Below are 26,622 nucleotides of genomic sequence, written 5' to 3'. Positions count from 1 at the left end.
GCCACCGGGCGGCCACCGGGCGGCCACCGGGCCGATGGTCGCACTCCGGGCCCCCGACCAGCCCCTACGCTGCTGCTCGTGCCCGACGACGCCACGCCCCCGGCCCTGCCCCTCGACGCCCTGCGCGTCCTCGTCGCGCCGGTCGGCGTCCTCGAGAGCGCCGAGCGCCTCGACGGCGGGATGTTCGCCACCACCTACCGGGTCGCCCTGGCGGGCGGGCGGCGGGTGGTCGTGAAGACCGCGCCGGCGGACGCCCCCGGCCTGCTGACCCACGAGCGCGACCTGATCCGCACCGAGGCCGCCGTCTACGCGCTCGCGGGCGAGCGGCCCGACCTGCTGATGCCCGCCCTGCTGCACACCGACTTCAGCCGCACGGTCGTGCCCGGCGACGTCGTCGTCGCCGCGCACCTCGACGGCGTGCCGTGGGCGGGCGCGGGATTCGGGTCCCCGGACGAGGACCCCCGCGCCGCGCGCGCCCGCGCGGACCTCGGCGTCGTCCTGGGCCGGATCGGCACCGTCACCGGCGACGTGTTCGGCTACCCGCAGCAGCCGGCCCTGCAGGCGCCGACGTGGCGCGCGGCGTTCACCGCGATCGTCGAGGCCCTGCTCGCGGACGCGGGGCGGGGCGGCGTCCCGGACATCCCGGCCGACCGGGTCCGCGCGGCCCTGGCGGCGCACGCGGGTGCGCTCGACGAGGTGCCGACCCCGCGGCTCGTGCACGCGGACCTGTGGCCGGGGAACCTGTTCGTCGACCCGGGCACCGGCGCGCTGACCGGCGTCATCGACCCGGAGCGGGCGCTGTGGGGCGACCCGGTGCTGGACCTCGTGGGTGCCGACCCGATGTGGGACGGCATCCCGGAGGCGGTGGCCGGCGACCTCGACACCACCTCGCCCGGGGCCGCCGCGCGGCTGCTGCTGGCGCGGATGTGGCTCGCCCTGGTCATGACGATCGAGGCGCCGCTGCGGGGCTACGCGGGCGACTGGCTCGCGGGGTACGACGCGGCGAACCGCCGGTCGCTGGCGCGGGCGCTGGACGGTCTGGGGGTCTGACCGCGGGCACGTCCCGCGACCAGACCCCCCCGACGGCCGGCCGTCACCCGGCCGGCCGTCAGCCCTTCACGGCACCCGCCATCACGCCGGCGACGAGCTGCTTGCCGGCGACGACGAACACCACCAGCAGCGGCGCCGCGACCAGGAACACGCCGGACATCACCAGGCCGGTGTCCGAGGTGAACGCGCCCTTGAGCTGCGGCACGACGAGCGGCATGGTCAGCTGCGACCGCATCACCACCGACGGCCAGAAGAAGCTGTTCCACGACCCGACGAACGTGAACAGCGCGAGCGTCGCCGCGGCCGGGCGCGCGGCGGGCATCGCGATGGACCAGAACGTGCGGAACAGCGACGCCCCGTCGACCCGGGCCGCCTCGACCAGCTCGAACGGCAGCGCCTCCTGCAGGTACTGCGTCATCCAGAAGACGCCGAACGCCGTGACCAGGGTGGGCACGGCGAGCGCCGCGAGGGAGTCGATCCAGCCGAAGTCGTTCATCATGATGAACATCGGGATGGTGCCGACCTGGGCCGGGATCGCCATGGTGGCGATCACGGTCACGTAGAGGACCTGACGGCCCCGGAAGGTCAGCTTGGCGAAGCTGAACCCGGCGAGCGTCGAGAAGAACACCGTCGACGCGGTCACCGCGACCGCGACCAGCACGGAGTTCGCGAACGCCATCCAGAAGTTGAACTGCGAGGCGGTGACCACCTCCCGGAAGTTCTCCAGCAGGACGAGCGTCGGGAACCAGGTCGGCAGGTCGCCGACCGCCCGGGCGATCTCCTGGCTGGTGGACGAGCCGTACATCGCCGCGGCGTACAGCGGGAAGACCGACACCACGAAGACGACGAGCAGGAACAGGTACGACGCCCACCCGGGGCGGCGCCCCGCGGTGTCGTGCTGCCGGACGGGCCGGCCGCGGGCCGCGCGCTTCTGCGCGTACCGCACCGCCCCCTTGCCCGCGGTGTTCCCGATGTACCCGGTGCTCATCGGCTCGCTCCTTCCTGGACGTCGGCGTCGTGGACCGGCGCGTCGGGTGGTGGTCCGTCCCTGCCGGGTGCGGCGGCCGCGGCCGCCTCGGGCCGGGTCGACGCGGCCGCGACGGCCCGCGCCCGCGCCACGGCGGCCCGGTGCTGCGCGCGCGTGACCCGCGGCGCCCGGGACCGCGACGACGAGATCGACCGGGTGAGCAGGAAGTTCACCAGGGAGAACACCGCGATGATGACGGCGAAGATCCAGCCGACCGCCGCGGCCTGGCCGAGGCGGTCCTGCCAGTCGCCGAAACCGAGCTCGTAGAGGTAGAGGACGACGGTGGTCCACTGGTTGTCGGCGCCGCCCTTGCCCCCGCCCGTCCCGCCGCCGTCGTAGAGCCGGACCTCGTCGAAGATCTGCAGCCCGCCGATGGTCATGGTGAGCGTCACGAAGATCATCGTCGGCCGGATGCTCGGCAGGGTGACCGAGAAGAACTGCCGGAGCCGGCCGGCCCCGTCCACGGTGGACGCCTCGTAGAGTTCCCGGGGCACCGCCTGCATCGCGGCGAGGAAGATCAGCGCGTTGTAGCCGGTCCACCGGAACACCACCATCGAGCCGATGGCCATGTGCGACAGCAGCCGGTCCTGGAAGAAGGGCGAGTCCGACCCCGTGAGCAGGCCGAGCTCCTGGAGGTTCGGCACCAGCAGCCCGAACTGCCCGAACACCTGCCCGAAGATCATCGCGGTCGCCACCGGCATGACGACGAACGGCACGAGCACGCTCATCCGCCAGAACGTCCGCACCCGCAGGTTCTGGTCCAGCACGGCCGCGATCAGCAGCGCGAGGACCAGCTGCGGGACGGCGCCCCACAGGAAGATCGAGAACGTGTTCTCCAGCGACCGCCAGAACAGCGGCTGCCGGAGCACCCAGGTGAAGTTGTCGATCCCGACGAAGTCGCCCATGCCGGCCCGGCGGTGCCAGTCGTGCACCGCGACGACCACGTTGAACAGGAGCGGGAAGGCCCCGAACACCGCGAAGAGCAGGAAGAAGGGCGAGACGTAGAGGTAGGGCGAGACCTTGATGTCCCACCGCGAGAACCGCTGCCCCCACCCGACGCGGCGCGCGTCGGGTGGGACGGCCGACCTGGTCGACACGGGCGGCTCAGTCCGCGGTCTCGAAGCCGAGCGCGTCGAAGTCCGCGACCACCGACGCCCAGGCCTGCTCCGCGGTGGCGCTGTCCGACTCGACGAGCCGGATGCCGTCCGTGACCAGGGTCTGGATGCCCGCGAAGTTCTCGCCCCGGTACCCGCCGGCCGCCGCGTCGCCCGCGGCCGCGGCCAGGTCGCCGTAGATCTCGCCGACGCGCTGGTCGCCGAAGAACGGGTTCTCGGCCTCGGCGATCTCGGGCGCGGACATCGCCTCGAGCTGCGACGGGAACTGGCCGGTCTCGTTGAACCAGTCGATCGCCGCGTCCGGGGTGGTCAGGTAGTCGGCGAGCTCGATCGCCCACGCGGTGTTCGGACCGGTCGACGGGACCGCGAAGAACGAGCCGCCCCAGTTGCCGCCGCCCTCGGGGAACGTGCTGGCGATCCGCCAGCCGTCGACGCCGTCGGCGTTCTCCGCGATGATCCCGGTCATCCACGCCGGGGTGACGACGCTCGCCCACTGCTCGTTCTGGAACCCGGCGCCCCAGTCGGCGTGCCCGATCGCGATGCCGGCCGAGATGTCGTCCTCGGCGGCAGAGGCGAACATCATGAACAGGTCCTTCACCTCGGTGTTGTCCGCGAGGTCGTACGGCAGGCCCGACTCCGGGTCCTCGAACGCCGCCGGCAGCAGGTTGATCGCCGCCTGGAACGCGTTGGTCAGCGAATCGACGAAGTAGTTGTCGCTGGTCGCCACGTACTGGCGGCCGGCGTCGAGGAACGTCTGCCAGGTGGCGCCGTCCCCGCCGATGAGCTCCCCGAAGGACTCGGGGTCGGTGGCCAGGCCGGTGCCGGCCAGCATGTCCTGGTTGAACGCGATGGCCAGGGGGCCGATGTCCGTCCCGTAGCCGGTGATCGTGCCGTCGACCGAGCCCTGCTCGACCTTCCAGTCGACCCAGCGGTCCGGGACCTCCGGCAGCTCGGCCCAGTCCTCGGGCACGGCCATCATCTCGGTCCACCAGTCGAGCTCGACCAGGTGCACGTCCGACAGCCCGGCGCCGTCCGACGACAGGCCGTTGCGCAGCACGGTCTGCGCCGACGCCCCGTCGGGGAACCGGTTGACGACGACCTCGATGCCGGTCTCCTCCTCGAAGGAGTCCAGCAGCTCCTGGGGGAAGTCCATCCAGGCGGCGACGGTGAGCTTGTCGGGCTTGTTGTCCTCCCCGGCCTCCTCGGACGCGCCGCCGCCACCGCCGCCGCACGCGGCGAGGGCGAGGGCGGAGACGGCGGCGAAGGCGACAGCGCCGGCGGACTTCGCGGTGATCCTCATGATGAGGTCCTCTCTCAGGGTCGGTGGGTGTTCAGCGGGTGGGCGGGACGGGGCTGATCGACGCGACGGCCCACGGGGGCAGCACGAGGTCGATCGTCAGGACGCCGTCGGGGTCGACGGCGAGAGTGCGGCGGTCGAGGTCGTCGGCGACTGCCGCGAGCTCGGTGACGTCGCGGCGGGACAGGTTGAGCGGCGCGCCGCGCTGGTACCAGGCCTCGGCGACGTTGCCGTGCTCCCAGTCGAGGACCTCGACCCGGTACTCCGCGCCGGGGACCAGCCCGGCGACGGTGTGCGTGACCCGGCGGGCGGGTCCCTCGCCGGCGAGCCGGCGCGCGTCGGCGTAGCTGCCGGCGCTGCCGACGGACCGGGCGCCCATCGAGTCGGGGTAGTTGAAGAACACCCCGGCGACGGCGTCGTCGGCGCGGCGGGTGAGCACGCCGTGCTCCGTCTGCAGCAGCAGGCGGTCCCCGAGCCGGTTCAGCATCGCCATCGCGTGGAACGTGGGCTTGTGGAGGCCCTGCTCGTTGACGAAGCCGAACCCGCCGTGGAACGGGCCGATGCCCCCGCCGCCCTCCTCGAACACGTCGGTGAAGGTCCAGTACGCGATCGAGTCGGCGAGGTCCTGGCTCTGCAGGAACGCCCGGGTGATGTAGGTGGCCGCGAACAGGGTGTCGTGCATGTGGTCCCGGCTGGACGGCGACGTCGACCACTCGGTGACGTGCACCTCGGCCTGCGGGTACGGGCTCGCCGCGATGAGCGCGCGCAGGTGCAGCAGGTCGTCGCGGGTCGCGTCCCGGTGCCGGCTGATCGGCCGGCCCACGCCCTGGGTGTCGAACGCGTAGTCCGTGGGGTACAGGTGGGTGGAGACGAAGTCGAGCGGCAGGTCCCGCTCGGCGCAGAACGCGATGAGCTCCTCGATCCACACCGGCTTCCAGGGCAGCGCGTCCGGGTCCGGCGACTCGGCGGTGGCCCCCTCGAGGGACGGGTCGTGGTACTCGCCGTCGTACCGGGCGTCGGGGACGAACACCGACGACGACGGGCCGCCGACCCGCAGGCCGGGGTCGATCGCCTTGATCGCCCGGGCCGTCGCCTCGTACAGCGCGAAGTACTCGGACCGGGTCCCGGTCCAGAAGTGCGGCACCAGGTTCGGCTCGTTCCACACCTCGAACGGCCACCGGCGGACCTCGTCCAGGCCGTAGCGGTCGATCCAGTGCCGGACGGTGGTCGTGACGAGCTCGACCCACCGGCCCAGGTCCGTGGGCGGGCTGCCGTGCGCCTTCCACCAGAACAGCGTCTCGGTGTCCCGGGCCAGCTCGCGGGGCATGAACCCGAGCTCGACGAACGGGCGGGCGCCGGCGTCCAGGATCGCGTCGAACACCTTGTCGACGTAGGCGTACGTGTACACCGGCGTCGCGAGCGGCGTGGGCGGCCCGAAGCCGCCGCCGTTCGACGCCCGGTACACGAACATGTCGTCGTGGAAGACCCCGTGGAACCGCACGGAGCGCGCCCCCAGCACCCGCACCGCCTCGCGGAACTGGTCCTGCCAGTCCACCCGCAGCGCCTCGTTGGCGCGGCCGGCTCCCAGGCACTCGCTCCAGACGTGCCGCAGCGGCACGTCGGCGGCGGGACCACCGTCGATCGTCAGGGGTGACGCCAGTGCGTCGGCAGACACGCAGACCTCCTTCGGTCGGCAGGGGGGCGGCGATGCTGCCCGCGGTCGTTCGAAACGGTTTCGCAACCTGTATCGTGGGGCCGACCGTAGGAGATCGCGGCACGATCGCGCAACACCCCGGCGAAAACCCACCGTGGCCGTGCGCGGACCGTTATAGACTCGCGAAACAGTTTCGAGACGAGGAGTGCCCATGCCGAGTGCCCCGGGCCGGCGCCGTGCCACGCTGCAGGACGTCGCCGCGGCGGCGGGCGTCTCCAAGGCGACCGTCTCCAAGGCGCTGAACGGCCGCGACGACGTCTCGACGGGGACGCGCGAGCGGATCCTGGACGCCGTGAGCGCCCTCGGGTACCGCGCGGCCCCCGCCCCCGGGAGCGCCGCGGGCCGGCGGGCGCTGGCGGTCGTCTTCGACCTGCCCGCTTCGCCGTACATCCTCGCGGTGCTCCAGGGGACGCTGGCCGCCAGCACGGACGAGCGGGTCGACCTGCTGGCCCGGCTCGCCCCGGACCGGGACACCCGCACGCAGCCGGCCGTCGCCCGCGACTGGGTGGCCGACCAGCAGGCCGCCGGGGTCGTCGGGGTCGTGGGCCTGACGCTCTCCCGGCCGGGCGCGCTGATCCGCGCCGCGGGCGACGCCGGCCTGCCGTTCGTCATGGTCGACCCGGTCGGCACCCGGGACCGGCACCTCGTCAGCATCGGGTCGGGCAACTGGGACGGCGCCCGCGCCGCGACCGAGCACCTCCTGGAGCTGGGGCACCGCCGCATCGCCTGGGTCGGCGGCCCCGAGGACTCCGACGCGGCCCGCGAGCGCCTCTCCGGCTACCGCGCGGCGCTGGACGCGGCCGGCGTCCCGGCCGACCCGGCCCTGGTCCGCTCCGACCAGTTCGCCGTGGACACCGGCGAGCGGCACGCCCGCGACCTGCTCGCCGCCGCCGACCCGCCGACGGCGATCATGGCCGCGGACGACGAGATCGCCGTGGGCGTGCTCGCCGCCGCCCGCGCGCTCGGCGTCGCGGTGCCGGAGCGGCTGAGCGTGACGGGCTTCGACGACACCCCGCAGGCCGCGTGGACCACGCCGCCGCTCACCACGGTCCACCAGCACCTGGAGGACATGGGGCGCATGGCCGTGCGGACCGCGCTCGCGATGGCCGACGGGCGACCCCCGGCCTCCGCGCGCGTCGAGCTCGGCACGTCGCTGACGGTCCGGGCGAGCACGGGGGCCGTGCCGGCCTGACCGCGGCGTCCGGGCGCGGTCGGGCGCCGGCCGCGGGCGGTCGGGCGCCACCCGGGCGCGGTCAGGCGCCGGCCGGCGGCGCGGTGGACTCGCGGACGACGAGCGCGGTGGACAGCTGGACGTGGTGCGAGTCGACCCGCTCCCCCCGGGCCAGCTGGAGCAGGGTGCGCAGGGCGACCCGGCCCATCTCGACCACCGGCTGCCGCACCGTGGTCAGCGGCGGAGCCGACGACGCGGCCGCCGAGCTGTCGTCGAACCCGACCACCGACAGGTCCTGCGGGACGCTCAGGCCGTGCCGCTGCGCGGCCGCCAGCACGCCGAGGGCGATGGAGTCGGACGCCGCGAACACCGCCGTCGGGGGCTCGGGCAGCTCGAGCAGCCGGTCCCCGATCGCGAGCCCGGCCTCGAAGGTGTGCGCCTGCTCGCGCACCAGCGCGTCGTCGACCTGGCCGCCGCCGGCCCGCATCATGCTGAGGAACCCCTGCAGCCGCTCGGCCGACGGCAGGAACGTCGGCGCGCCGCCGGCGAACGCGATCCGCCGGTGCCCGAGCTCCAGGAGGTGCCGGGTGGCCTGCACGCCGCCGGAGAAGTTGGTCGAGCCGACGGAGACGGTCGAGTCGTCCATCGGGTTTACCGGGTCGATGTGCACGGTGGGCACGCCGAGCGCGCGGAGCAGCTCCTGCTGCGCGACCGTGGGCTGGGTGGTCACCAGGACCACGCCGGCGCGGTCCCGGGCCGCCTGGCGCCGGATCCACGCGGGCGACAGCGGGACCGCGGCGTCGTCGTCGCCCGGGGCCCGCGCGTCGACGTCCAGCACGTCGACGACCACCTCGATCCCGTGCTCGCGCGCCGAGGCGACGACGCCCTCCAGCACCCGGAGCGCGTAGACGTCCGCGAGCGTGCGGAACACCACGGCGACGCCGAGCGGCGCGGCGCCCGCCCGCGGGCCGGTCGTCGGGGCGTAGCCCAGCCGCTCGATCGCGTCCTCGACGCGGCGCCGGGTCGCGGCGGAGATCCCGGGCCGCCCGTTGAGCACCTTGGACGCGGTGGACGTCGACACCCGGGCGGCGGCGGCGACCTGCTCCAGCGTCGGTCGGCGGTGGTCATCCATGGCCGCGAGCCTAGCGAAAAGATTTCCAATCACGCCAGCCGCGCCACGACCTCTTCCGCTCGCGCCGGGGGCCATCTAGGGTCGGCACAGCGGCAGCGCGGCCGGAAAGTCTTTCCGATCCGGGGCGGTGCCGCACCAGCTCCGGCCCGACCGAAGGACGCCCGTTGACCACGCTGCACGTCGCCCCGAGCGGCTCCGACCGGGCCGACGGCGCGCCCGGCACCCCGTTCCGCACCATCCAGCGCGCCGCGCGCGCGGCGATGCCGGGCGACACGGTGCTCGTGCACGCCGGCACCTACCGCGAGTGGGTGCGCCCACCGCGCGGGGGCGTCGCCGACGACCGCCGCATCACGTTCGCCGCCGCGCCCGGCGAGCACGTCGTCATCACCGGCGCCGAGGTCGTCACCGGCTGGACCCGCGAGGCCGGCACCACCTGGCGCGCGGCGGTGCCGAACGCCCTGTTCGGCGAGCTCAACCCGTTCGCCGAGCCCGTGGCCGGCGACTGGCTGCACCCGGCCACCGACGGCGCCGTCGCGCACCGCGGCGAGGTGTACCTGGCGGGCCGCGCGCTGCGCGAGGTGCCCGACCGCGCGGCCGTCGACGCCCCCGTCCGCCGCATCACCGCCCGGTACCAGTGGACCGCCCTCGACACCCCCCTGCTCGACCCGGACGCCACCGTGCTCGTCTGGTACGCCGAGGTCGGCGACGACGTGACCACCGTCTGGGCCAACTTCCAGGACGCGGACCCGAACACCGAGCTCGTCGAGGTGAACGTCCGGCCCTCGGTGTTCACCCCCGAGCGCCCGCACGTGGACTACATCACCGTGCGCGGCTTCGAGCTCGCCCAGGCCGCCACGCCGTGGGCGCCGCCGACGGCCGACCAGCTCGGCCTCGTCGGCCCGCGCTGGTCCCGCGGCTGGGTCATCGAGGACAACCTGATCCGCGACGCGAAGTGCGCGGGCGTCTCGCTGGGCACGACCGCGGCCACCGGGGACAACCTCGCGCACGAGCGGGGCGACAAGCCCGGCTACCAGTACCAGATCGAAGCGGTGTTCACCGCGCGGCACCTCGGTTGGGAGCGGGAGCGCGTGGGCTCGCACGTCGTGCGCCGCAACGAGATCCGCGACTGCGGCCAGAACGGCGTGGTGGGCCACCTGGGCTGCGCGTTCAGCACCATCGCGGACAACCACATCCACCGGATCGGCACCCGGCACGAGTTCTCGGGCTACGAGATCGCCGGCATCAAGCTGCACGCGCCCCTCGACGTCGCCGTCGTGCACAACCGCGTCCACGACACCACCCTCGGCATCTGGCTGGACTGGCAGGCGCAGGGCGCCCGGGTCAGCCGGAACCTGCTGTACGACAACCTCCGCGACCTGTTCGTCGAGGTCGCGCACGGCCCGGCCACCGTCGACCACAACGTGCTCGCCTCCCCCATCGCGATCGAGCTGTTCAGCCAGGGCACCGCGTTCCTGCACAACCTGGTCCTCGGCGCCGTGCGGATGCAGCCGGTCCTCGACCGAGCGACCCCGTACCACGTGCCGCACTCGACGCAGGTCGCGGGCTACGCCTTCGTGTACGGCGGCGACGACCGGTACGCGGGGAACCTGTTCGCCGGCGCCCGCGGCGGCGTCTACGGCGCCGACGCCCCGCTCGTCCTCGACGACTTCCCGCCGGAGTCGTTCGGCACGCACGCGTACGACCGCGCCCCCGCCTCGTGGGACGCCTACCTGGAGCGCGTCGGCGCCGGCGGGACCGGGGACCACTCGCGGTTCCACTCCGAGCTCCAGCCCGCCTACCTGTGGTCGAACGCCTACGCCGACGGCGCCCGGCCCGCCGCGCACGAGACCGACGCGCGGACCGTCGACGGCCCCGCGCGGTTCCGGGTGGTGGACGAGGGCGACGTCGTGCACCTCGAGCACGACGTGCCGGCCGCGCTCGCCGCGCCCCTGCTCGGCGTGGTCACCGGCGCCGACCTCGGGCACGTGCGCCTCGTCGGCGCCGCCTTCGAGCACCCCGACGGCTCGCCCCTGGTCGCGGACGTCGACCTGCTCGGCCACCGCAAGCGGCACGACACCCGCTACCCGCCCGGCCCGCTCGCGCGGCTCGAGGCCGGCGCCGCGCGCGTCCGGGTCTGGTGAGCGCCGTGGCCCGGTTCTACGCCCCCGCCGTCACCGCCTTCCGCGCCGACGGGTCCCTCGACCCCGACGGCAACCTCGCCGTCTGGGAGCACATCCTCGACGGTGGCGTCGACGGCATCGTCCTCATGGGCAGCACCGGCGAGTTCTTCGCCCTGCGGCCCGAGCAGAAGCGCGAGCTGATCGACCTCGCCGTCGAGCACGTGCTGCCGCGCGGCGACCTGATCGTGGGCACCGGCTGCCTCCGGGTGGACGACACCGTCGAGCTGAGCCGGTACGCGCTGGACGCCGGGGCACCCGCCGTCATGGTCGTCAGCCCGTACTACTTCGCGCTCGAGGACGCGGCCGTCGAGGCGTACTTCTCCGCGGTCGCGGACCAGGTGCCCGGGGACCTCTACCTGTACAACTTCCCCGCCCGCACCGGCTACGACCTGAGCCCCGAGGTCACCCGCCGGCTGCTGCGCCGGCACCCGAACATCGTCGGCTACAAGGACACGGTGCTCGAGGTCGGCCACACCCGCAGGCTGCTCACCGAGCTGCTGCCGGAGTTCCCGGACTTCCGGGTGTTCGCCGGGTTCGACGAGAACCTGCACCACGTCGTGACGTCCGGCGGCGCCGGCGCGATCGGCGGCCTCGCCAACCTGTACCCCGAGTACTGCGCCGCGTACGCGCGAGCCGTCGACTCCGGGGACGCGGCCGCGATCGCCACCGCGCAGCGGCGCATCGACGTGCTCATGGGCGTCTACGCGCTCGGCGCTCCGTTCTTCCCGCTGCTCAAGGAGGGCATGGTCGGCCGGGGCGTCCGGCTCGAGCACCACTCGACCGCGCCGCACCTGCCCGCCACCCCCGAGCAGGCCGAGGCGCTCGCGGCGCTGATGGCGACGGTCGAGGACCTGCCGTGACGTCCTGGGAGCAGCTGCTGGAGCCGCACGACGGCATCTACGCCCTGCGCTCGCACGCCGACGGGCCGTCCGGCCGGCTGCCGCTGACCGCGCAGACGCTGCGGGACTCGCCGAGCGGCGACGTGTTCGGCATGACGCAGAACGCCGGCATGGGCTGGCCCCGGGCGAACCTGCTCGGGCCGCAGGTGATGATCGTGTCCACCGCCGGCGGGCTGCGGTCGGAGACCGGCGAGCCGATCGCGCTCGGGCTGCACTCGGGGCACTTCGAGCTGGTCGACCAGGTGCGCGCGGCGGCCGAGACCGTCGCGGCCGAGGGCGGGTTGCCGTTCGCGACGTTCGTCTCCGACCAGTGCGACGGCCGCTCGCAGGGCACCACCGGCATGTTCGACTCCCTGCCGTACCGGAACGACGCCGCGACGGTCATGCGCCGCCTCATCCGGTCGCTGCCGACGCGGTCCGCGGTCGTCGGCGTCGCCACCTGCGACAAGGGCCTGCCGGCGACGATGATGGCGCTGGCGTCCCAGCACGACCTGCCGACCGTCCTGGTGCCCGGCGGCGTCACGCTGCCCCCGACCCGCGGCGAGGACCTGGCGCGCGTCCAGACGATCGGCGCCCGGTTCGCGAACGGCGAGCTCTCGCTGGAGGACGCCGCCGAGGCCGGCTGCCGGGCGTGCGCCTCCCCCGGCGGCGGCTGCCACTTCCTCGGCACCGCCGGCACCAGCCAGGTGATCGCCGAGGCCCTCGGCCTCGCCCTCCCCCACTCCGCCCTCGCCCCGTCCGGCGAGCCGGTCTGGGCCGAGGTCGCGCGGCAGTCGGCGCTCGCCGTGCTCCGGCAGCGCTCGCTCGGGCTCACCACCCGGGACGTGCTCACCCCCGAGGCGTTCGAGAACGCCATGGCGGTGCACGCGGCGATCGGCGGCTCGACCAACCTGCTGCTGCACCTGCCGGCCATCGCGCACGCCGCGGGCGTGGAGCGGCCGTCCGTCGCGGACTGGGTGCGCGTGAACCGCGCGGTCCCCCGCCTGGTCAGCGTGCTGCCGAACGGCCCGGTCCAGCACCCCACCGTCCGGATGTTCCTGGCCGGCGGCGCCCCCGAGGTCATGCTGCACCTGCGCGACCTCGGCGTGCTGCACCTCGACGCGCTCACCGCCACCGGCGAGACCCTCGGCACCGTCCTGGACTGGTGGGCCGGCTGCGAGCGCCGCGCCCGCCTGCGGCAGGTCCTGCGGGACCAGGAGGGCGTCGACCCCGACGACGTGATCATGAGCCCGCCCGCGGCCCGCCGCCGGGGGCTCATGCCGACGACCGCGTTCCCCACCGGCAACCTCGCGCCCGAGGGCTCCGTGATCAAGTCCACCGCCATCGACCCGGCGCGCCTCGACGGGGACGTGTTCGAGCACGTCGGCCCGGCGCGCGTGTTCACGTCCGAGGCCGGGGCGATCGCCGCGATCAAGGCCCGCGAGGTGGCCCCCGGCGACGTCATGGTCGTCATGGGCGGCGGCCCGCTGGGCACCGGCATGGAGGAGACCTACCAGGTGACCTCCGCCCTCAAGCACCTCAGCTACGGGCGGGACATCTCGCTGATCACCGACGCGCGGTTCTCCGGCGTCTCCACCGGCGCCTGCCTCGGGCACGTGGGCCCCGAGGCGCTGGCCGGCGGGCCGATCGGGCGGCTCCGGGACGGCGACCTGGTGCGGATCCGCGTCGACGTCGCGGGGCTGGAGGGCAGCGTCGACTACGTCGGCGACGCGTCCGCGCCGCTCACGCCCGAGGAGGGCGCCCGCGTGCTCGCCGCCCGTGAGCCGCACCCCGGGCTCGCGCCGCACCCGCAGCTGCCCGACGACACCCGGCTGTGGGCGGCGCTCCAGGAGGCCAGCGGCGGCACGTGGGGCGGGGCGGTGTACGACGTGGACCGGATCGTCGAGGTGCTGCGCGCCGGGACGGCGGCGCTGGGCGGGGCGGACGGGGTGGCGGGCGAGGGCTGACGGGGTGGCACCGGTCCCCGCCCGGTACCGGCGGGCGCAGACGTCCTCACGCGCCGGGCCGGTCCTCCACCCCGCGCTCGAGGTCCCGCACACGCCACACCACGTCGAGGGCGGAGCTGGCGCCGCTCCGCTCGACCCGCTCCACGACGAAGCCCTCGCGTTCGTAGAACGCCCCGGCCCGCGTGTTGCTCGCGACGTGCTCGACGAACAACCTGCTCGCGTCGGTCGGCAGCCGTCGGATGACGGCCTCGATCAGCCGGGGCCCGAGCCCGAGCCCGCGGGAGCCCGGGTCGAGGTAGAGCTTGTACAGGACGTGGTCGGCACCGTGTCGCCCGCGCTGCGCCACACCGACGAGCCGACCTCCCGCCTCCGCGACGACGACGAGACCGTCGGACACCGCGGTCTCGATCTGCGCCTCGCCCCACCAGCGCACCACCTGCCGGTGTGCGGCTGCGGCACCGATCAACGGCGCGTAGTGCGGCGGCACGTGGGTCGCGCCGAACGCGCAGATCGGCCTCACGTCGTCCCCCACGGCATCGCGGACGACGACGTCGCGCTGAGTCATCCCTGCCCCGCCCCCCGCTCGAGCTGTACGACCACGATCGGCCGCGCGGCGACGGCCGGGAACGACGAAGCGGGCGAGAGCTTCCGCTCTCGCCCGCTTCCGTTGTGGAGCTGAGGGGATTCGAACCCCTGACCCCCTGCATGCCATGCAGGTGCGCTACCAGCTGCGCCACAGCCCCGTGATCAGGCCTTCCGGCCCTCTCCCGTCCCGCTGAGCGGGCGTCCTGAACTCTAATCGAACCGGGCGGAAGATGCGAATCGGCTGGTCAGGCCGGGTCGCGGACCTCCTCGTCCATGCCGTGCTCCGCCCGGTCCGGGCCCGCGTTCCAGTCGGAGGACGCGTGCACCGGGCCGACGTTCAGGGCCTCCAGCCGCCACGCCAGGCCGGAGCCGGGGCGGCCGGGCTGGACCTCGGCCCAGTGGGCGTTGGACATGCCGGAGACGCCCTTCCACTCCGCGGGCAGCCCGAGCAGCCCGACGAGGCCGAGGGTGATCGCGGCGCCGTGGGACACGACCACGAGGGTGTCGTCGGACTCGAGGGCCCCGGCCTGGTCGGCGATCGCCGCGACCATGCGGGCCTGGACCTCGGCGCGGGTCTCGGCGCCGACGCGCTCGGGCTCGCGGCCCGCACGCCAGGCGGCGTGCTGCTCGGGCCAGCGCTCGGCGATCTCCGCCGAGGTCATCCCCTCCCAGTCGCCGAACGAGCGCTCCCGGACCCGCGCGTCGGTGTGCACGGGCAGGCCGGTGCGCGCGGACAGCGCCTCCGCCGTCGACCGCGCGCGGCCGAGGTCGGAGGCGATGATCCGCGTCGGGGCGTACCGGCTGGCGAGCGCGGCCGCGGCCGTCTCGGCCTGCCAGACGCCCACCTCGTCGAGCGGGATGTCGGACTGGCCCTGCAGGCGCGCCGCGGCGTTGTGCGCGGTGCGCCCGTGCCGCCAGAGGACGACGCGCCCGGCGGTCACTCCCCCGCCTCGTCGCCCTCGGGGGTGCCGTGCACGTCGGCCGGCAGCTCGATGACGGGGCAGTCCTTCCACAGGCGCTCGAGGGCGTAGTAGGTCCGGTCCTCGGCGTGCTGCACGTGCACGACGACGTCGCCGAAGTCGATGAGCACCCACCGGCCCTCGGACTTGCCCTCGCGGCGCAGCGGCTTGGCGCCGAGCTTGTGCAGGGACTCCTCCACGGCGTCGACGATCGCGCCGACCTGCCGCTCGTTGGTGCCGGAGGCGATCAGGAACGCGTCCGTCAGCACCAGCTGGCCGCTCACGTCGAGGGCGATGATCTCCTGGGCCTTGAGGTCGGCCGCGGCGCGGGCCGCGGCAACGGTGAGCTCGATCGCGCGGTCGGTAGCCGACACGGGTCTCCTCGGGGTGGTTCTGGATGGGGTGGTGCAGGTCAGGGTGCGGGCGCGGCGTCGAGCACCGCGGCCGCGAGGGCGGGGACGTCGGGCCCCGCGCCGTTCGAGGCGGTGTTGGCCACGAGGATGACGAGGAAGCCGAGCACGAAGGCCACGACCGCCAGGATCACCCACTGCAGCCAGGTGTAGGGCAGCGGGCGGCGCAGCCGCTCGGGCTGCTCGTCGATCTCGTCGATCTCCTCGTCCGCGTCGACGCCCCGGAGCATGTCGCCCGTGGCGTCGGTGATCTCGGCCTCGTCCTCGGGCAGCGGCGCGGGCGCCATCGCGCGCAGCAGGCTCTGCCACTGCGGGACCGGGGCCTCGTCGTCGTCGGACTCGGCCTCGGGGCGCGCAGCGGGCCGGGTCGGGGCAGCGGCGGCCGCCGGGGTGGCCGCCGCGGGCTCGGCCGGCGTCGGGCGCGCCCCGGTGGTGCGCGCCGGCGTCGTGCGACCCGGGCCGGTACCGGGCTGGTCCCGCGTCGCCGGTGCGGCGGGGGCGGCCGCGGAGCCGACCGCGGGGAGCGCCGACGTGCCGGTGCCGCCGGCCGTCCCGGCGCCCGGGGCGGCGGCGTCGCCGGCGAGCGGGCGCCAGGAGGCGCCGCCGGCGGTCCAGGACGCGGGCGCGCCGGGGCCGCCCTGCTGCGCGGGGGCCGGGGCGGCGGCGGCCGGAGCGGCACCGGTGGACAGGGCGGCCCGGGACGCGGCGGGGCCGGCCCCGGTGCCGGTCGATGGCCCGGCGGCGGTCGCGGACCCGGGGGCGGCGGTCGAGGGCCACGCGCGGCCGGGCGCACTCGCCGCGGTCCGCCCGGCGGGCTGGTCCGCGCCGGGGGTCGCCGACGGGCGGTGCGGCGCGGTCCCCTGCCCGGGCACCGCCTGGCCGGGGACGACCTGCCCGGGGACCCCCTGCGCCGACCGGGAGGCGGCGCGGCCCCCCGGCGCGGCGGCGGGGGTGGTCGACCCGCCGGCCGCGGCCGCGGTCGTCCCGGTGCGGGCCCACGGCGCGGGCGCGCCGCCCTGGCCCGTCGCGGGAGCGGCGGAACCGGTCACGGCAGCGGCGGGACCCGTCGCGCCGCCGGCCGGCGCAGCGCCGGTCGGCGGCCGGCGTCCCGAGGAACGCGTGGGCGCGGGGCGCGTCGGCTGCTCGGCCGCACCGGTCGCCGGGGCGCCGGATCCGCCCGCGTCGCGCTGCGCAGCGGCCCAGAGGTCGGGCACGCGCGGCGCCGCGGTGGGCTCGGCCGTCCGAGCGGAGCCCGCGCCGGCGGCCGGCGTGCCGGCGGCCCGCGCCCCGGCTCCGTGGGCACCCGAGCCGCTCGCCGCACCGGAGCCGCTCGCGGCGGTCGTCCGCGGGGCCGCGGCGCCGGTCGCGCCGGGCTGCGCCGCGTCGGGCCGCGGGGCGTCCGACGTGCGGATGGACCGGCGCGTGCGGACGGGCTGCTCGGGCTGGAGCCCCGGCACCTGGTACGGCGCGGCGGAGCCGTCCGGGCCGACGGCCGAGACGGGCTGGCTGCGCAGGGCGCGCCGCGAGGACGGCGAGGCGGCGGACGCGCTCGTGCGGGTCGGGACCGGCTGCGCCGTGGGGGTCGGCTGCGACGCCGGGGTGGGCTGCGACGCCGGGGTGGGCTGCGACGCGGGGGTCGACTGCGGTGCCGGGGTCGCCCGCGACGTCGACGCCGGCGACGCCCCCGGCGCCCGCTGCGTGCCGCGCGCCGGGGTCGCCCGGGCGGCCTCGGGTGCGGCGGCGGGCGGCGCCGCGGCCGCGCGCTCCTGCTCCGCGAGCCGCGCGGCCTCGCGCTCCCGCAGCTCCCGTCGGGTCAGCGGGCTGCCGGACGAGCTCATCTCGGGGCCTCCTCGGGACCGGGGGCGCAGCGGGCGATCTCGTGGATCACGACTCGCTCCCCCGGTACAGACCGTGCTTCGCGATGTACTGGACGACGCCGTCCGGCACCAGGTACCAGACGGGCTTGCCGCCGCGCGCGCGGGCGCGCACGTCGGTGGACGAGATGGCGAGCGCCGGGATCTCCCACTGGCTGACCCGGTCGGCGGGCAGGCCGTCGGTCGTGAGCGTGTGCCCGGGCCGGGTCACGGCCACGAACTGCGCGCGCTCGAAGAGCTCGGGCGAGTCCTTCCAGGTGAGGATCTGCTCGATGGCGTCCGCGCCGGTGATGAAGTACAGGTCGGCGTCAGGCCGCTCGTGCGCGAGGTCCCGCAGGGTGTCGACGGTGTAGGTCAGCCCGGGCCGGTCGATGTCGACGCGGCTGACGGTGAACCGCGGGTTCGACGCCGTCGCGATGACGGTCATGAGGTAGCGGTGCTCGGCGGGCGTGACCTCGACGTCCTGCTTGAACGACGGGGCGCCGGTGGGCACGAACACGACCTCGTCGAGGTCGAACCGCGCGGCGACCTCGCTGGCGGCGACGAGGTGGCCGTGGTGGATGGGGTCGAACGTGCCGCCCATCACGCCCAGCCGGGCTCGTCGCTGCGTCATCGGATGCGGGTCCCCTGCCGGTGGCTCAGTCGTGGCGCGTGCCGACGCTCCGGAACGCGAACGTCACCAGCAGCAGCGCCAGCAGCACGCCGAACGCGGTGATGCCGAACACCACGGGCGAGAACGGCAGCTCGGTCGTGTGCTCGGCGGCGGTCTCGGCGACGCGCAGCGCAGCGTTCACGTGGTCCTCCCGGACGGGTCGAAGTGAGGGTCAAGTGTCGCACGTCCGGCGGGTCGCCCGCCGGAGGCGGGGTCAGGGCCGCACGTGCCCGTCGCCGTGCACCACCCACTTGGTGGTGGTCAGCTCGCCGAGTCCCATCGGCCCGCGGGCGTGCAGCTTCTGGGTGGAGATCCCGATCTCCGCGCCGAGCCCCAGCTGGCCGCCGTCGGTGAACCGCGTCGAGGCGTTCACCATGACGGCCGCGGAGTCGACCTCGGCCACGAACCGCTCCGAGGCGGCGAGGTCGCGGGTGACGATCGCCTCGGTGTGGCCGGAGCTCCAGGTGCGGATGTGCTCGAGGGCGGCGTCGAGGTCGTCGACGACGCGGACGGCCAGGTCGAGGGACAGGTACTCGGTGGCCCAGTCCTCGTCGGTGGCGGGGACGACCTCGACCCCGGCGGGCGCCGCGGCGGCGGTGGCGGCGTCGCCGTGCACGGTGACCCCGGCCTCGGCGAGCGCGGTCAGCGCGGACGGCAGGAACGCGTCCGCCGCGTCGCGGTGCACGAGCAGCGTCTCGGCGGCGTTGCACACGCCGACGCGCTGGGTCTTGGCGTTGAGCAGGATCGGCAGCGCGACGGCCGGGTCGGCGGTGGCGTCGACGTAGACGTGCACGTTGCCGACGCCCGTCTCGATGACGGGCACGGTGGCCTCGCGGACGACGGTCTGGATGAGTCCGGCGCCGCCCCGCGGCACGAGCACGTCGACGAGCCCGCGCGCGTGCATGAGCGCGACGCCGCCGGCGCGGCCCCAGGCGTCGACCGACTGCACGAGGTCCGCGGGCAGGCCCTGCGCCTCGAGCGCGGCGCGCAGCACGTCGACGATCACGGCGTTGCTGCGGGCCGCCGCCGAGCCGCCACGGAGCACGACCGCGTTGCCGCTCTTGAGCGTCAGGCCCACGGCGTCGACGGTGACGTTGGGACGCGCCTCGTAGATCATCCCGACGACGCCCATCGGCACGCGCACCTGGCGCATCCGCAGGCCGTTCGGCAGGGTCGAGCCGCGGACGACCTCGCCGACCGGGTCGGGCAGCGCCGCGACCTCGCGCAGGGCGTCGGCGATGGCGTCGATCCGCGCCGGGGTCAGCGCGAGCCGGTCGAGCAGGCCGTCCGGGAGGCCGTCGGCGCGGCCGCGCTCCAGGTCCTCGGCGTTGGCGGCCACGATCGCGGCCGCGTGCGCGACGAGGGCGTCGGCGAGCGCGTGCAGCGCCGCGTCCTTGGTCCCGCGGGTGGCGACGGCCAGGGCGCGGGACGCCTCCTTGGCGCGCCGGGCCACGGCGAGCACCTGGGCGGTGACGTCGTCGGCCGACGGCGCGGCGGGCACGGCGGAGGGCTGGGCCCCGTCCGTGGCCGGGGCGTCGAGCGAGGTGGTCATCGTGCCAGCCTAGTCCCGGACCGGCGGGCACCCGGCGGGCGTCTCAGTGCGCGACCCGGACGGCGCCGGGCCGGACCGGCGGCGCTCAGCGCCGGCGGCGCACCAGCACGAGGTCGTCGCGGTGCACGAGCTCGCGGTCGTAGCCCTCCCCCAGGGCGTCCCGGAGCTCGGAGGTGCTGCGGCCGAGCATCTCGGGCGCCTCCTGCGACGAGTACGCGACCAGCCCGCGGGCCACCACCGTGCCGTCGGCGGCGACGACCTCGACCGGGTCGCCGGCCTCGAACTCCCCCTCGACCGCGGTGACCCCGGCCGGCAGCAGGGACTTGCCCCGCTCGACGACGGCCTTCACCGCGCCGTCGTCCAGCACGAGGCGCCCGTGCGTGCGCGCGGCGTACGCCAGCCACATGAGGCGGGTCGAGGCGCGCTTGCCGGTGGCGGCGAACCAGGTGCCGACGTCCTCGCCTGCCAGCGCCGGCGCGACCTGGGCGGCGGAGGTCAGCACGACGGGCACGCCGGACGCCGTCGCGATCGCCACCGACTCCAGCTTGGTCACCATGCCGCCGGTGCCGACCCGGGACCCGCGCGCGGACACGTCGATCCCGTCCAGGTCCTTCGGTCCGCGCACCTCGGCGATGCGGCGCGAGCCCTCGCGGTCCGGCGGCCCGGTGTACAGGCCGTCGACGTCCGTCAGCAGCGCCATGGCGTCGGCGTGGACCAGGTGGGACACCAGCGCGGCGAGCCGGTCGTTGTCGCCGAACCGGATCTCGTCCGTGGCGACGGTGTCGTTCTCGTTGACGATCGGCACGATGCCGAGGTCCAGCAGCCGCTCCAGCGCGCGCTGCGCGTTCCGGTACTGCGTGCGGCGCATCGTGTCGTCGGCGGTGAGCAGCACCTGGCCGACCCTCAGCCCGTGCTCGTGGAACGCGCGGGTGTAGTGCGCGACCAGCAGCCCCTGCCCCACGGACGCCGCCGCCTGCTGGGTGGCGAGGTCCCGGGGGCGCTGCGCGAGGCCGAGCGGGTCCATGCCGGTCGCGATCGCGCCGGACGACACCAGGACGACCTGGTGGCCGCCGTTCACCCGGTCGGCGAGCACGTCGACGAGCGCGCGCAGCCGGGCGGGGTCGAGCTTGCCGGTGCCGTCCGTCAGCGACGAGGAGCCGACCTTGACCACCACGCGGCGGACCTCGGGCAGCAGGCGGCGGTCGGACAGGGCGGCGGCACTCACGGGGAGCATCATCCCCCGCGTCCGGGGTCCGTGGCGGCGGCCGCTCGCGGACCGGGACGGTCTGTCCGCCCGGCCGGATGGATCCACTCGCCCCGACACGCCGGGGCGTGTCCGTGCGAAGGGATCCACTCGGTGCGGGAACGGGGGTCGCGGCGGGGTGGGGACCGGGGCCGGGGGGGCGGCGCTGGGGCTGGGGCGGGCCGGGCTGGGCTGGGCCGGGCTGGCGCCCGGCGTCAGTCCTCGCGCCAGAGGCCGGCCTCGCGCTCGGTCCACAGCTCCGCGCGCGCCTCCGCCTTGGCGTCCATGCGCTCCTTGTACTCCTGGCGCTTCTGCCCGCGGGTCGGCCGGCTCTGGTCCTCCAGGCGCGCGTCGGAGCCGCGGGGGCCGCCGAGCAGCTCGGAGCCGGTCATCAGCGTCGGCTCCCAGTCGAAGACGACGGCGCTCGGCCCGTCGCCGATGACGACCTCGGCACCGGCGACCGCGCCCGCCTTGAGCAGCTTCTCCTCGACGCCGAGCCGGGCCAGCCGGTCGGCGAGGTAGCCCACGGCCTCGTCGTTCGCGAAGTCGGTCTGCCGGACCCAGCGCTCGGGCTTGGTGCCGCGGACCTGGAAGTACTCGTGGTCGCCGTCCTGCCGGCGCGCGACCGTGAACCCGGCCTCGTCGACCGCCTTCGGCCGCAGCACGACGCGGGTGGCCTCGGGCGCCGGCGCCTCGCGGCGGGCCCGCTCGACGACCTCGGCCAGCGCGAACGTCAGCGGGCGCAGGCCCTCGTGGCTCGCGGTCGAGATCTCGAACACCTGCAGGCCACGGGCCTCCAGGTCGGGCCGCACCAGGTCCGCGAGCTCGCGGGCCTCGGGGACGTCGATCTTGTTCAGCACGACCATGCGCGGGCGCTCGGTGAGCGGCACCCGGCCGCCCTCGATGCCGATGTCGCCGGCGTAGGCGGCGAGCTCGGCCTCGATGACGTCGAGGTCGGTGAGCGGGTCGCGGCCCGGCTCGAGCGTCGCGCAGTCGAGGACGTGCACCAGGACGGCGCACCGCTCGACGTGCCGCAGGAACTCCAGGCCGAGGCCCTTGCCCTCGCTCGCCCCCGGGATGAGGCCCGGGACGTCGGCCACGGTGTACCGGGCGTCGCCGGCCTGCACGACGCCGAGGTTCGGCACCAGGGTGGTGAACGGGTAGTCGGCGATCTTCGGCCGGGCGGCCGACATCGCGGCGACCAGCGACGACTTGCCCGCGCTGGGGAAGCCGACGAGCGCGACGTCGGCGATCGTCTTGAGCTCGAGGACCACGTCGCGGGCGTCGCCGGGCTCGCCGAGCAGGGCGAAGCCCGGGGCCTTGCGGCGCGGCGACGACAGTGCGGCGTTCCCGAGCCCGCCGTGGCCGCCCTCGGCGACGACGAACGTGGCGCCGGCGCCCACCAGGTCGGCGAGCACCTCGCCGTCGGTCGACTTCACGACGGTGCCGTCCGGGACGGGCAGGACCAGGTCCTGGCCGGTCGAGCCCTGCCGGTGGTCGCCCATGCCCTGGGTGCCGGACGGGGCGTGCCGGTGCGGCGCGTGGTGGTAGTCGAGCAGGGTGGTGACCTGCGGGTCGACGACCAGGATGACGCTGCCGCCGTTGCCGCCGTTGCCGCCGTCGGGGCCGGCGAGCGGCTTGAACTTCTCGCGGTGGATGGACGCGCAGCCGTGGCCGCCGTCACCGCCGCTGGCGTGGAGGACGACTCGGTCGACGAACGCGGCCATGTGCGGGTGGTTCCTTCCTGGACGGACGGAGGGGCGCACCGCGTCGTGCGGTGCGCCCCTCCGGCCAGCGTGCTGGGGTGCGGCGGTGTCAGCCCGCCGTCACGATGTCGATGACCTTGCGGCCACGACGGGTGCCGAACTGCACCGCACCGGCGGCGAGCGCGAACAGGGTGTCGTCGCCGCCACGGCCGACGTTCACGCCGGGGTGGAAGTGCGTGCCGCGCTGGCGGACGATGATCTCGCCGGCGTTGACGACCTGGCCGCCGAAGCGCTTGACGCCGAGACGCTGGGCGTTGGAGTCACGACCGTTGCGCGAGGAGCTCGCGCCCTTCTTGTGTGCCATCTCAGGCCTGCTTTCCTGCGGTGCTGTCTACGGGAGGAGTCACGGGCCGGCAGGCCCGCGAGGTCACTTGATGCCGGTGACCTTGAGGCGGGTGAGCGCCTGACGGTGGCCCTGGCGGCGGCGGTAGCCGGTCTTGTTCTTGTACCGCAGGATGTCGATCTTCGGGCCCTTCTCGTCCCGGACGACCTCCGCGGTGACCTTGATCTTGGCGAGCGCCGCGGCGTCCGACGTCACGGCGGTGCCGTCGACGAGGAGGAGCGCGGGCAGCTCGACGGTCTCGCCGGCCGCGGCCGCGAGCCGGTCGACGACGACGACGTCGCCGACGGCGACCTTCTCCTGGCGGCCGCCGGCCTTCACGATCGCGTACACCACGTTGCTGCTCATCTCTGCTCGTCGAACTTCAGGTTCAGGGGCGCCCCGCCCTGCTGCCGGTCCCGGCGCGCCACCGCGGTGGCCGCGGAGCTCGGGAGGTCGGCGCCGCTGGGGCGTCACGCACGAACGGTGCCTCTGCGCAGCGACCCCGGGTCAACCGGGCTCACCATCAGAGCGCACCGACGTTCAAGGATACGCAGACCCTCCGAGAGGGTCAAACCGCGTCCCGGTGGCCCCCCGCACCCGGGCGGGGGGCCACCGGAACGGTCAGGACGCGTCGTCCTCGGGGTCGGACTCGGCCTCGGGCAGCTCGAACAGGCCCGGGTCGACCGGGGTCAGCTCGAGGTGGGGCTCCCCGGCGGCGGGGGCCTCGGCGGGCTGCTCCGGGGTGCGCGCGGCGAGGTCGCCGAGCGCGGCGAGCACGTCGAGCGCGGGCTTGGCCTCGGCGTGGCCGTCCGCGACCGCGTCGTCCGCGGCGGCCGACGGCGCGGCCTCGGGGGCGGCCTGGGCGGCCTGCTCCCCCGCCGCGGCGTGCGCCGCGTGCTCCTCGCCGTCGTGCGCGTGGGCGTGCGCCGCGGCGGCCGCGATCGTCGCGAGCGTGGCCTTCACCGCGTCGCGGGCCTCCGGCAGCACCGGCACGGCCGGGGCCGCGGCCGGCGCGGGCGTCTGCTCCTTGGCGCCGCCGCGCTTGCGCCGCGGCTTCTTGGCCTCGCCGCCGTTCTCGGCCGGCTGCTGGGGCGCACCCGCCTCCGGCTTGTGGTTGTGCTTCTCCACCGGCTCGGCGTGCACGATGAACCCGCGGCCGTTGCAGTGCTCGCAGGTCTCGGAGAACGCCTCGACCAGGCCCTGGCCGACCCGCTTGCGGGTCATCTGCACCAGGCCGAGCGAGGTGACCTCGGCCACCTGGTGCTTGGTCCGGTCCCGGCCCAGGCACTCGACGAGGCGGCGCAGCACCAGGTCGCGGTTCGACTCGAGCACCATGTCGATGAAGTCGATGACGATGATGCCGCCGATGTCCCGGAGCCGGAGCTGGCGGACGATCTCCTCCGCGGCCTCCAGGTTGTTCCGGGTGACGGTCTCCTCGAGCGTGCCGCCGGCGCCGGTGAACTTGCCGGTGTTGACGTCGACGACCGTCATGGCCTCGGTGCGGTCGATGACCAGCGAGCCGCCCGAGGGCAGCCAGACCTTGCGGTCCATGCCCTTGGCGAGCTGCTCGTCCACGCGGTGGTCCGCGAACACGTCGCCGGTGCCGGTGTACTTCGAGACCTTCTCGGCCAGGTCCGGGGCGAGCTCGCCGATGTAGCCCGAGATCGTCGACCACGCCTCGTCGCCCTGGACGACCAGGGACGAGAAGTCGTCGTTGAAGATGTCGCGGACCACGCGGATCGCGAGGTCCGGCTCGCCCTGGAGCAGCGCCGGCGCGTTCGCGGTCTTCGACTTCTTCTCGATCGCCTCCCACTGCGACTGCAGGCGGGCGATGTCGGCGCGCAGCTCCTCCTCGGAGGCCCCCTCGGCGGCCGTGCGCACGATGACGCCGGCGGAGTCGGGGACGACCTCGCGCAGGATCTTCTTCAGGCGGGCGCGCTCGGGCTCGGGCAGCTTGCGGCTGATGCCGGTCATGCCGCCGCCGGGCACGTACACGAGGTAGCGGCCGGCCAGGGTGATCTGCGACGTCAGGCGGGCGCCCTTGTGGCCGATCGGGTCCTTCGTGACCTGGACCAGCACCGGGTCGCCGGACTTGAGCGCCTGCTCGATGCGGCGCGGCTGCCCCCCGTCGAGCCCCGCGGCGTCCCAGTTGACCTCGCCGGCGTAGAGCACGGCGTTGCGGCCCTTCCCCACGTCGACGAACGCCGCCTCCATGCTCGGCAGCACGTTCTGCACGCGACCCAGGTAGACGTTGCCGGCCATCGAGACCTGCGCCTGGCGGGACACGTAGTGCTCGACCAGGACGCCGTCCTCGAGCACGGCGATCTGCGTCTTGCCGCCGGCCTCGCGCACGACCATCGAGCGCTCGACCGACTCGCGGCGGGCCAGGAACTCGGCCTCGGTGATGATCTGGCGGCGACGGCCCGCGTCGCGGCCCTCGCGGCGGCGCTGGCGCTTGGCCTCCAGGCGGGTCGACCCGCGCAGCGCGGTGACCTCGTCCCCGCCCCGCGACGAGGACCGGCGCGACGACTGCTGCTGCGGCTCGCCCGCGTCGTCCCCGCCCCCGCGGCCCGAGCGGCGGCGGCGACGGCGACGGCGGCTGCTGCCGCCCTGCTCGTCGCCCTCGGCCTGCTCGTCGGCCTCGTCCTCGCGGTCCTCGGCGTCCTCCGCGGGCTCGTCGCCGTCCTCGGTCTGGTCGGCGTCGTCCTCGGCCTGGTCGCCGTCGGAGCCCCCGCGCGAGCGGCGGCCCCGGCCACCCCGGCGCCGGCGGCGGCGCGGGGCGCCCTCGTCACCCTCGTCGTCGGCCCGCTCGGCGGCGGCCTCCTCGGCATCCTCGTCGGACTCGGCGGCGGCAGCCGCCTCGACCGCGGCGGCGTCCTCGGCCTCGACGGCGTCGGTGCTCTCCTCGACGACCTCGGCGGACTCGGCCCGCTCGGCCCGCGAGCGCCCACGGCGGCCGCGGCGGCGAGACGGGGCGGCCTGCTCCTCGGCGGGCACCTCCTGCGCGGCCTCGACGGCGTCGGCGGCGGCCTCGGCGGCCGGCGCGGCCTCGAGGTCGGCCTGCGCCGCGGCGGAGATCGCCTCGGGCGAGCCCGACGGCGCCTGGGCGCGGCGCCGGCGGCGCGGGGCCTCGGGCGCCTGGAACAGCAGGGCCGTCGTGGCGAGGCGCGCGGAGGCCGCGCGGTCCTGGTCGGCGGGCTTCTGGCCGCCGCCCCGCTGCTGCGCGGCGGGCCGCTCGGCCGCGGGCGTCGCGGCGGCGGGCTGCTCGGCGGGGGCGGACGTCTCGGCGGGGGCGGGCCGCTCGGCGGGGGCCGCCTGCTGCTCGGCGCCGTCCGCGGCGGCGGCCTCGGGTGCGCCGGCCCTGCGGCTGCCGGACCGGCGGCCCCGCGAGCGGCGCGGCTCGCGCTCGGCGGCGGGCTGGGTGCGGCCGAGCTCGGCGAGCACGTCCAGGCGGCTCTCCGGCGCGGCTGCCGACGTCTCCTCGGCCTGCTCGACCGCCTCGGCGACCTGCTCGTCCTCGGGCTGCTCGATGACGGCGTCCTCGTCGGCCTCGACCGGCTCCTCGACGGGGGCGGCCTCGACGGCGGCCGGCACGGCGGCCGCCTGCGGGGCGGCGGACTGCACCGGCGCGGCGGGCTGCTCCGGCGCGGCGGCCGGGGTGGCGCCGGCACCGGCCGGGCGGGTGGCGCGGCGCGACCGGCGCGCCGGCGCGGCGGTAGCGGCCGGCG

Annotated in this window: 22 protein-coding genes and 1 tRNA gene; 5 read left to right on the top strand and 18 right to left on the bottom strand. The window is 75.7% G+C overall.

Annotated elements, in window-relative coordinates; translation table 11 throughout:
• The first annotated feature begins 78 nt into the window (after positions 1-78).
• Complete coding sequence (locus FS882_RS18785) at positions 79-1,050, top strand: phosphotransferase family protein (protein ID WP_158375452.1); 972 nt, start codon at positions 79-81, stop codon at positions 1,048-1,050.
• 58 nt (positions 1,051-1,108) lie between these two features.
• Here FS882_RS18785 and FS882_RS18780 read toward each other — a convergent pair whose 3' ends face one another.
• From FS882_RS18780 to FS882_RS18765, 4 genes are read right to left on the bottom strand one after another with little or no spacing between them, the layout of a single operon-like run.
• Positions 1,109-2,038 (bottom strand): carbohydrate ABC transporter permease, encoded by a 930-nt coding sequence (locus FS882_RS18780; protein ID WP_158375450.1) that lies wholly within the window; start codon positions 2,036-2,038, stop codon positions 1,109-1,111.
• The gene (locus FS882_RS18775) at positions 2,035-3,174 is read right to left on the bottom strand and encodes a carbohydrate ABC transporter permease (protein WP_158375448.1); all 1,140 of its coding nucleotides are present in this window, start codon (positions 3,172-3,174) and stop codon (positions 2,035-2,037) included. Before FS882_RS18775 ends, FS882_RS18780 begins: the two co-directional genes overlap by 4 nt.
• Positions 3,175-3,181: 7 nt before the next feature.
• On the bottom strand, positions 3,182-4,492 hold the full coding sequence (locus FS882_RS18770) for an extracellular solute-binding protein (protein WP_158375446.1): 1,311 nt from the start codon (positions 4,490-4,492) through the stop codon (positions 3,182-3,184).
• A gap of 31 nt (positions 4,493-4,523) precedes the next feature.
• Entirely contained in the window at positions 4,524-6,164 is a 1,641-nt protein-coding gene (locus FS882_RS18765) for a GH39 family glycosyl hydrolase (RefSeq protein WP_262348404.1), read from the bottom strand.
• 190 nt (positions 6,165-6,354) lie between these two features.
• Between FS882_RS18765 and FS882_RS18760 the strand changes: the two genes are divergently transcribed.
• Positions 6,355-7,395 (top strand): LacI family DNA-binding transcriptional regulator, encoded by a 1,041-nt coding sequence (locus FS882_RS18760; RefSeq protein WP_158375442.1) that lies wholly within the window; start codon positions 6,355-6,357, stop codon positions 7,393-7,395.
• Between the two features lie 61 nt (positions 7,396-7,456).
• Here the strand turns inward: FS882_RS18760 and FS882_RS18755 are convergent, their stop codons facing one another.
• Positions 7,457-8,506: a LacI family DNA-binding transcriptional regulator gene (locus tag FS882_RS18755; protein ID WP_158375440.1), complete on the bottom strand. Its 1,050-nt coding sequence runs from the start codon at positions 8,504-8,506 to the stop codon at positions 7,457-7,459.
• 164 nt (positions 8,507-8,670) lie between these two features.
• Here FS882_RS18755 and FS882_RS18750 point away from each other — a divergent pair, with 164 nt between their 5' ends.
• From FS882_RS18750 to FS882_RS18740, 3 genes are read left to right on the top strand one after another with little or no spacing between them, the layout of a single operon-like run.
• Positions 8,671-10,647 carry a DUF1565 domain-containing protein gene (locus tag FS882_RS18750; RefSeq protein ID WP_158375438.1) on the top strand — a complete coding sequence of 659 codons (1,977 nt, stop codon included), beginning with the start codon at positions 8,671-8,673 and terminating at the stop codon, positions 10,645-10,647.
• A 5-nt stretch (positions 10,648-10,652) separates the two neighbouring features.
• Complete coding sequence (locus tag FS882_RS18745) at positions 10,653-11,546, top strand: dihydrodipicolinate synthase family protein (protein WP_158375436.1); 894 nt, start codon at positions 10,653-10,655, stop codon at positions 11,544-11,546.
• On the top strand, positions 11,543-13,531 hold the full coding sequence (locus FS882_RS18740; RefSeq protein WP_158375434.1) for a YjhG/YagF family D-xylonate dehydratase: 1,989 nt from the start codon (positions 11,543-11,545) through the stop codon (positions 13,529-13,531). Before FS882_RS18745 ends, FS882_RS18740 begins: the two co-directional genes overlap by 4 nt.
• Before the next feature lie 46 nt (positions 13,532-13,577).
• Here FS882_RS18740 and FS882_RS18735 read toward each other — a convergent pair whose 3' ends face one another.
• The 13 genes from FS882_RS18735 to FS882_RS18680 all read right to left on the bottom strand — a co-directional run.
• Positions 13,578-14,096 carry a GNAT family N-acetyltransferase gene (locus tag FS882_RS18735; protein WP_158375432.1) on the bottom strand — a complete coding sequence of 173 codons (519 nt, stop codon included), beginning with the start codon at positions 14,094-14,096 and terminating at the stop codon, positions 13,578-13,580.
• 105 nt (positions 14,097-14,201) lie between these two features.
• Positions 14,202-14,274, bottom strand: a tRNA-Ala gene (locus FS882_RS18730).
• Positions 14,275-14,361: 87 nt separating this feature from the next.
• A complete protein-coding gene (locus FS882_RS18725) occupies positions 14,362-15,057 on the bottom strand; it encodes a histidine phosphatase family protein (protein ID WP_158375430.1) in 696 nt (231 codons plus the stop codon).
• Positions 15,054-15,449 (bottom strand): ribosome silencing factor, encoded by a 396-nt coding sequence (gene rsfS, locus FS882_RS18720; RefSeq protein WP_158375428.1) that lies wholly within the window; start codon positions 15,447-15,449, stop codon positions 15,054-15,056. The genes FS882_RS18725 and rsfS overlap by 4 nt, the downstream gene beginning before the upstream one ends.
• A 38-nt stretch (positions 15,450-15,487) precedes the next feature.
• Complete coding sequence (locus FS882_RS18715; RefSeq protein WP_158375426.1) at positions 15,488-17,323, bottom strand: hypothetical protein; 1,836 nt, start codon at positions 17,321-17,323, stop codon at positions 15,488-15,490.
• Positions 17,324-17,369: 46 nt separating this feature from the next.
• On the bottom strand, positions 17,370-17,972 hold the full coding sequence (nadD, locus tag FS882_RS18710) for a nicotinate-nucleotide adenylyltransferase (protein ID WP_158375424.1): 603 nt from the start codon (positions 17,970-17,972) through the stop codon (positions 17,370-17,372).
• 25 nt (positions 17,973-17,997) lie between these two features.
• Complete coding sequence (locus tag FS882_RS21185) at positions 17,998-18,153, bottom strand: hypothetical protein (protein ID WP_168217004.1); 156 nt, start codon at positions 18,151-18,153, stop codon at positions 17,998-18,000.
• Positions 18,154-18,225: 72 nt separating this feature from the next.
• A complete protein-coding gene (locus FS882_RS18705) occupies positions 18,226-19,563 on the bottom strand; it encodes a glutamate-5-semialdehyde dehydrogenase (RefSeq protein ID WP_158375422.1) in 1,338 nt (445 codons plus the stop codon).
• Positions 19,564-19,648: 85 nt separating this feature from the next.
• Entirely contained in the window at positions 19,649-20,797 is a 1,149-nt protein-coding gene (proB, locus tag FS882_RS18700; protein WP_158375420.1) for a glutamate 5-kinase, read from the bottom strand.
• Between the two features lie 224 nt (positions 20,798-21,021).
• Entirely contained in the window at positions 21,022-22,533 is a 1,512-nt protein-coding gene (gene obgE / locus FS882_RS18695) for a GTPase ObgE (RefSeq protein ID WP_158375418.1), read from the bottom strand.
• An 88-nt stretch (positions 22,534-22,621) separates the two neighbouring features.
• Positions 22,622-22,876 (bottom strand): 50S ribosomal protein L27, encoded by a 255-nt coding sequence (rpmA, locus tag FS882_RS18690; protein ID WP_147796066.1) that lies wholly within the window; start codon positions 22,874-22,876, stop codon positions 22,622-22,624.
• A 63-nt stretch (positions 22,877-22,939) separates the two neighbouring features.
• Positions 22,940-23,248, bottom strand: a complete 309-nt coding sequence (gene rplU / locus FS882_RS18685) for a 50S ribosomal protein L21 (RefSeq protein ID WP_203670265.1) — start codon at positions 23,246-23,248, stop codon at positions 22,940-22,942.
• 267 nt (positions 23,249-23,515) lie between these two features.
• Positions 23,516-26,622 (bottom strand): ribonuclease E/G (locus FS882_RS18680; protein WP_158375417.1); only part of this gene is annotated, 3,107 nt, incomplete at its 5' end.

Origin of the sequence: Cellulosimicrobium cellulans, from assembly GCF_007679345.1 — a bacterium.
Taxonomy (GTDB): domain Bacteria; phylum Actinomycetota; class Actinomycetes; order Actinomycetales; family Cellulomonadaceae; genus Cellulomonas; species Cellulomonas cellulans_A.
Note: the sequence above shows the minus strand (reverse complement) of the source record. Positions and strands in the feature narration are given on the sequence as shown.

What these genes read in the sequence shown, in the direction of transcription:
- FS882_RS18780 (WP_158375450.1), bottom strand. Translation starts at nt 2,038, where the DNA reads ATGAGCACCGGGTACATCGGGAACACCGCGGGCAAGGGGGCGGTGCGG.
- FS882_RS18770 (WP_158375446.1), bottom strand. Translation starts at nt 4,492, where the DNA reads ATGAGGATCACCGCGAAGTCCGCCGGCGCTGTCGCCTTCGCCGCCGTC.
- FS882_RS18760 (WP_158375442.1), top strand. Translation starts at nt 6,355, where the DNA reads ATGCCGAGTGCCCCGGGCCGGCGCCGTGCCACGCTGCAGGACGTCGCC.
- FS882_RS18755 (WP_158375440.1), bottom strand. Translation starts at nt 8,506, where the DNA reads ATGGATGACCACCGCCGACCGACGCTGGAGCAGGTCGCCGCCGCCGCC.
- FS882_RS18735 (WP_158375432.1), bottom strand. Translation starts at nt 14,096, where the DNA reads ATGACTCAGCGCGACGTCGTCGTCCGCGATGCCGTGGGGGACGACGTG.
- FS882_RS18715 (WP_158375426.1), bottom strand. Translation starts at nt 17,323, where the DNA reads ATGAGCTCGTCCGGCAGCCCGCTGACCCGACGGGAGCTGCGGGAGCGC.
- nadD (WP_158375424.1), bottom strand. Translation starts at nt 17,972, where the DNA reads ATGACGCAGCGACGAGCCCGGCTGGGCGTGATGGGCGGCACGTTCGAC.
- FS882_RS18705 (WP_158375422.1), bottom strand. Translation starts at nt 19,563, where the DNA reads ATGACCACCTCGCTCGACGCCCCGGCCACGGACGGGGCCCAGCCCTCC.
- proB (WP_158375420.1), bottom strand. Translation starts at nt 20,797, where the DNA reads ATGCTCCCCGTGAGTGCCGCCGCCCTGTCCGACCGCCGCCTGCTGCCC.
- obgE (WP_158375418.1), bottom strand. Translation starts at nt 22,533, where the DNA reads ATGGCCGCGTTCGTCGACCGAGTCGTCCTCCACGCCAGCGGCGGTGAC.
- rpmA (WP_147796066.1), bottom strand. Translation starts at nt 22,876, where the DNA reads ATGGCACACAAGAAGGGCGCGAGCTCCTCGCGCAACGGTCGTGACTCC.